Consider the following 4484-nt stretch of genomic DNA (forward strand, 5'->3'; position numbering starts at 1 on the left):
GGCGTGTTGGTGCGCGCGACCGCAGCGTCGTCGACCTTGCCGATCCGCGCGCCGCTGGTCGCCGGCAGCAGCGATAGCAGCAGCGCGTTGCTGGCGAAACCAGTCTTGGCCAGCATCGCGGCGTTCTGCGGATTGGCCTGCACCGCTTCCTGCAAGGCGCTCAGCGTCGCGGCCGTATCGACCGCGGTCGTCGCGCTGGTCGTCGTCGCGGTCGCAGAGGCTTCGACATTGCTGAGCTGATTGATGACGCTGCGCAGCAGTGCCTGCTCCGCCGTATCGGTCGCGGACGGCGCCGTCGCGGTCATCATCGACGCCAGGGTCGGCGTCGCCGCAAGTCCGGCCGCGGCGAACGGCGTGTTGGCTTGCGCTGTCGTTTCTGTGGTCGTGGCCGCGACCTCGTTCTGGGCCGCGAGCAAGGTGGACTGGACGAGCAATTGCGCCACCTGCCCGTTCTGCAGCAGGGGCGTCGGCATCGCCGTAGCATTGGCGTTCGCCGCCGCGGTGCCACCGAGCGCGGTGCCCAGCACTTGGCGCAAGACGATCAGCGCGGCCTTCAGATCGGTGCCGGCGGTCGCCGGCTGTGCATTGGCTAACGAGGCTTCGAGGAAGATTCCCGAACTCTGCACCGCGCGCTGAATGTCGGCGCCCGTCAGCGCCGGGGTGAGCGCGGTGCGCAGCGACTGCACCTGCGCCACCGCCTGACGCACCGCCTGCGGCAGGCTGGCGAGATCAGTCACCGCATCGAGATTGGCGAACAGCGACGACAGCCCGGTTTGCTGCGTTGCCGCGGTTTGCGCCGCGGTGGTCAGCGCGGCGGCCTGCTGGGGCGTCAGCGCGTTGGCGGCCGGCACGATGCTCGGCGCCGCTTGCGCGGTCAGCGTGATCGCCTGCGGCGCCAGCGTGACGGTGTCGAGGCTGAGACTCGTCGCGGCGAGATTGGCCGGCGTGCTGGTCGTGACCGGCTGATTGACGATGGCGAGGCGGACGCCCTGATCGGTCTGCGACACCGCGACCTGCAGCGTCTGGCCGGCTTGCAGCGGCACCTGCGTGGTCGCCTCGACGGTCTGGCCGCCGATCGCGATACGGACCTGGCTGTTGTCGAGGATCGCCAGCACCTTGGCCTGAACCACCGTGCCGGGCTGCAACGTGACGTCGGCCGTCACGCCCTGCAGAGCGACGAGGGGAAGGTTCGGATTGACGGAAATCGCCATGAGGACCCGTTCGCCGCGCGACAATTCGAACGAGGCTAGCTGATCGCCGTAAACGGCTTGTTAACTTCCCCGCCCCGCCAGCGCCGCCAGCACCTGCGCGGCGGCCTTGAATTCGATCAGCCGCGCGGCGCGGCGTGCGGCCGCCTCTTCATCGAGGCCCCATTGCTCGATGTTCCAGTCCTCGTCGACATGCGCGGCGGCCCAGACCTGGTCGGCGTCGCGCTCGCCCTTCGCCAAGGCCAGCGCCAGCAGCGCCGAGCCGGTGATCGTCGTCACGACGTGGAAAGCGCCGACCGACCAGGCATCCTGCGGCATCGCCGCGCGCGCCGCGGCGATCGCCGGCTCCGGCTGATCGACATGCATGATGCCCTCGGCGAGGATGAAATGCGCGCCGAGTTCGTTCGCGGCCCAATACAGCACCGGATCCCAATGTTTGGATTCCATCGCCACCAGCCCTTCGGGATGGCCGGCGCGATAGAACAGCAGGTCCGAGCCGAAGTACTTGGCGACATCGTCGGCGACCTCGTCGATGCGGCCGACGACGCCGTCGAGCACGCTGTGCGCCAGCCGCGTCATCGGCATCGTCATCGGATCGATGTGCTCGCCCTGTGCCTGCCATTCGGCGGCGATCACGTCGGCCAGCTCGCGCGTCGGCGCGGCGAGCGCATTGCGCGACGGCGTTTTCACCGGACGGCCGTCGAGCGTGATGGCAAAGCCGTCCGCGACGTCTGATACTTCGGCGGATTTGTAGAACCGCTTCGGCAGCGCCGCGCGAGATGTACGCCGCACCGCCTCTTCCGGCTCGAGCTGCGATTTGCCTGCGACGTCGTCGATGAGGTCACGCATCGGCTGAGTGTCCTTGCTGATCGCTTACTGATTGGCGCAGCCGCGAGAATAGGCGGCGCGGTCGTTCGGCGAAAGCCGCGCCGCATTGCCATCGGTGAGGCAATCGGTGATGCGGTCGCCGAACGAGCGGCGCTGGTTGGGAAGCTGGGCCCGGGGGGTGGGGGCCGGCGCGTCGAGCTGCGGCACCGCCGGAACAACCACGGGGGGTGGCGGCGGCGGTGGAGGTGGCGGCGGCAGCGTCGACGGCAACTGGCCGGGCACGAGTTGCGCCAGCGCGGCGCCGGGCGCGGCGATCAGCGAGAGGACGAGGAGAGCTGAAGCGATCCGTTTCATCATATGCATGTCGTGATCGCACCGCCGCCGCGCAAGCTGCGCCACCGGCCTCGCCTCATTCTTCCGGCGCATGCTCGATCGGATCGAAGCGGTCGTGCTCGAGCCCGAGCAGGTTCCAGCTCTGCAGCATATGCGCCGGCAGCGGCGCCGAGACGTCGATCACGCCGCCACGCGGATGCGGGATGACGATGCGGCGCGCCAGGAGATGCAGCCGGTTCTGCAGTCCGCCGGGCAGTTGCCAGTTCTCGATGTTGAAGTACTTCGGATCGCCGACGATGGCGTGGCCGATATGCGCCATGTGGGCGCGCAGCTGATGGGTGCGCCCGGTCACCGGCTTCAGCGACACCCAGGCCAGCTTCTGGCCGGAGGTCTCGACCACCGCGTAGTACGTCACGGCGTGGCTGGCGCCGTCGTCGCCGTGTTTGGCGACGCGCATGATCGAATCCTCTTCGCTCTCGTCCTTGGCCAGATAGGTCGAGATCCGCCCCTGCTTCGGCTTCGGCACGCCGGCGACCAGCGCCCAATAGATCTTGCGCGCCGAGCGATGGCGGAAGGAGCCGGTCAGCGCCGTGGCGGCGAAGCGGGTCTTGGCGACCAGCAGGCAGCCCGCGGTCTCCTTGTCGATGCGGTGCACCAGGCGCGGCTTCTGGCCCTTGGCGTCGCGCAGCACTTCGAGCATCTGGTCGATGTGCCGCGTCGTCCCCGAGCCACCCTGCACCGCGAGGCCGGCGGGCTTGTTCAGCACCAGCACATCGGCGTCCTCGAACAGCGTCATTTCTTTGAGCTGTGCCAGCGTCTTCTGCTCGGCTTCGGACAGATGGCCCGGCAGCTTCGGCGCGTCGAGCTTGAGCGGCGGAATGCGGACGCTCTGCCCCTCCTCCAGCCGGTCCTTGCTGTCGGCGCGCTTGCCGTTCACCCGCAGCTCGCCTTTGCGGACGATGCGCTGGATGTGGGAGAACGACAGCCCGGGAAACCGCGCCTCGAGGAAGCGATCGACCCGCATGCCGTTCTCGTCGGCCGTGACGGTGACCGTCTCGACCTTCGTCGGCAGCGGCGCGTCGGGCTTGGCCTTTTCGGGCTCCGGCGCGATCGCCTCGGGCCGCGGACGCGCGCCGGATCGCCGGGCCTCGAACCGCTCGCTGTCCGGTCGATCGAGCGCCGGGCGCTCGCCGGCAGGACGCTTGCGCACCGGCCGCGCCGATACCGGCCGGCCGTCCTCGCCGCGATTGCCGCGCACCGGGCCAGCCTTGAACGCACCTGGCTTCGCCGATCCAGCCTTGGCCGGCCGGGCGCCGGCTTTTGTGCCCGCTTTGGGACGGTCGCCGCCGGGACCGCGTTTGGCGAGGGGTTTTTTGGTACGACGGCTCATCGATCAGGCGCTCCGGAGGTTGAGGCCGTGCCTAGCGCAAAAGCGCGGTCCGGTCACGGCGGAATCTGGGTGGTTGGCCCGTAGCCCGGATGCAGCGAAGCGAAATCCGGGACCGCCCCAGCCGTGTGGCTCGGAGCGCGCAGCCCGGCACGGCGATCGCCGTCCGGACCACGGACCCGGGCACTGCCGACACGGCGGCAGCACCCCGGCCGAACGCCCGCATCCTCGCGGCGCCGTTGCGCCCGAGCTTTGCGGACGTCCCGCCCCTCGCACGCGTGAGGGGCGGCGGAGCGCCGAAAGGCGCACCTTGGTAGTGGCCGCAGCACGAACTTCGGATCGCCGAAGCCCGGAGGCCGCGGAAACGCCTTCCGGCGCTCCACCGTGGCGACTTGTCGCTTCAGGACCGTGCTTCCGGGCGCAGGCACGGGTAACGAAACCCGACGGTCCGGCGGGATTTCCCCGCCTTCGCCTGTGCCCGTCCAGCCAACTAACAAGTGGCAGACCCCCGTAGTGGGGCCGGACGGTGACCCGAAGCGTCCCGAGCGCGAGGGCCACGTCCTCCCCCGCCCGCAGGCGCCACACCCCGCCCCACTCCAAGACGCCTCTAGAAGCGCCCCTCGTGGACGAGGTGAGATAGGATTAAAGACCTATCTGAATTTTGTCAAGAGAGGATTGAGGTGTTAGCTTCCCCTTGCTTTCCGCCTGGCAAAAGAAGCAATTATTCT

Annotated in this window: 4 protein-coding genes; all 4 read right to left on the reverse strand. The window is 69.1% G+C overall.

Annotation, left to right across the window (positions count from 1 at the left end; all coding sequences use genetic code 11):
• Positions 1-1211 (reverse strand): flagellar hook-length control protein FliK (locus ACOJTD_RS17665; protein WP_420134183.1); only part of this gene is annotated, 1211 nt, incomplete at its 3' end.
• 60 nt (positions 1212-1271) lie between these two features.
• Entirely contained in the window at positions 1272-2057 is a 786-nt protein-coding gene (locus ACOJTD_RS17670) for an ATP12 family chaperone protein (protein WP_420134184.1), read from the reverse strand.
• A 24-nt stretch (positions 2058-2081) separates the two neighbouring features.
• Positions 2082-2435, reverse strand: coding sequence for a hypothetical protein (locus ACOJTD_RS17675; protein ID WP_420134185.1), 354 nt, complete (start codon positions 2433-2435; stop codon positions 2082-2084).
• A gap of 10 nt (positions 2436-2445) precedes the next feature.
• On the reverse strand, positions 2446-3759 hold the full coding sequence (locus ACOJTD_RS17680) for an RluA family pseudouridine synthase (RefSeq protein ID WP_420134186.1): 1314 nt from the start codon (positions 3757-3759) through the stop codon (positions 2446-2448).
• Positions 3760-4484 lie beyond the last annotated feature (725 nt).

Source organism: Rhodopseudomonas sp., assembly GCF_048594845.1.
Taxonomy (GTDB): domain Bacteria; phylum Pseudomonadota; class Alphaproteobacteria; order Rhizobiales; family Xanthobacteraceae; genus Rhodopseudomonas.

Excerpts from the sequence above, each read along its gene's own strand:
- ACOJTD_RS17670 (WP_420134184.1), bottom strand. The coding sequence starts at position 2,057 with ATGCGTGACCTCATCGACGACGTCGCAGGCAAATCGCAGCTCGAGCCG.
- ACOJTD_RS17680 (WP_420134186.1), bottom strand. The coding sequence starts at position 3,759 with ATGAGCCGTCGTACCAAAAAACCCCTCGCCAAACGCGGTCCCGGCGGC.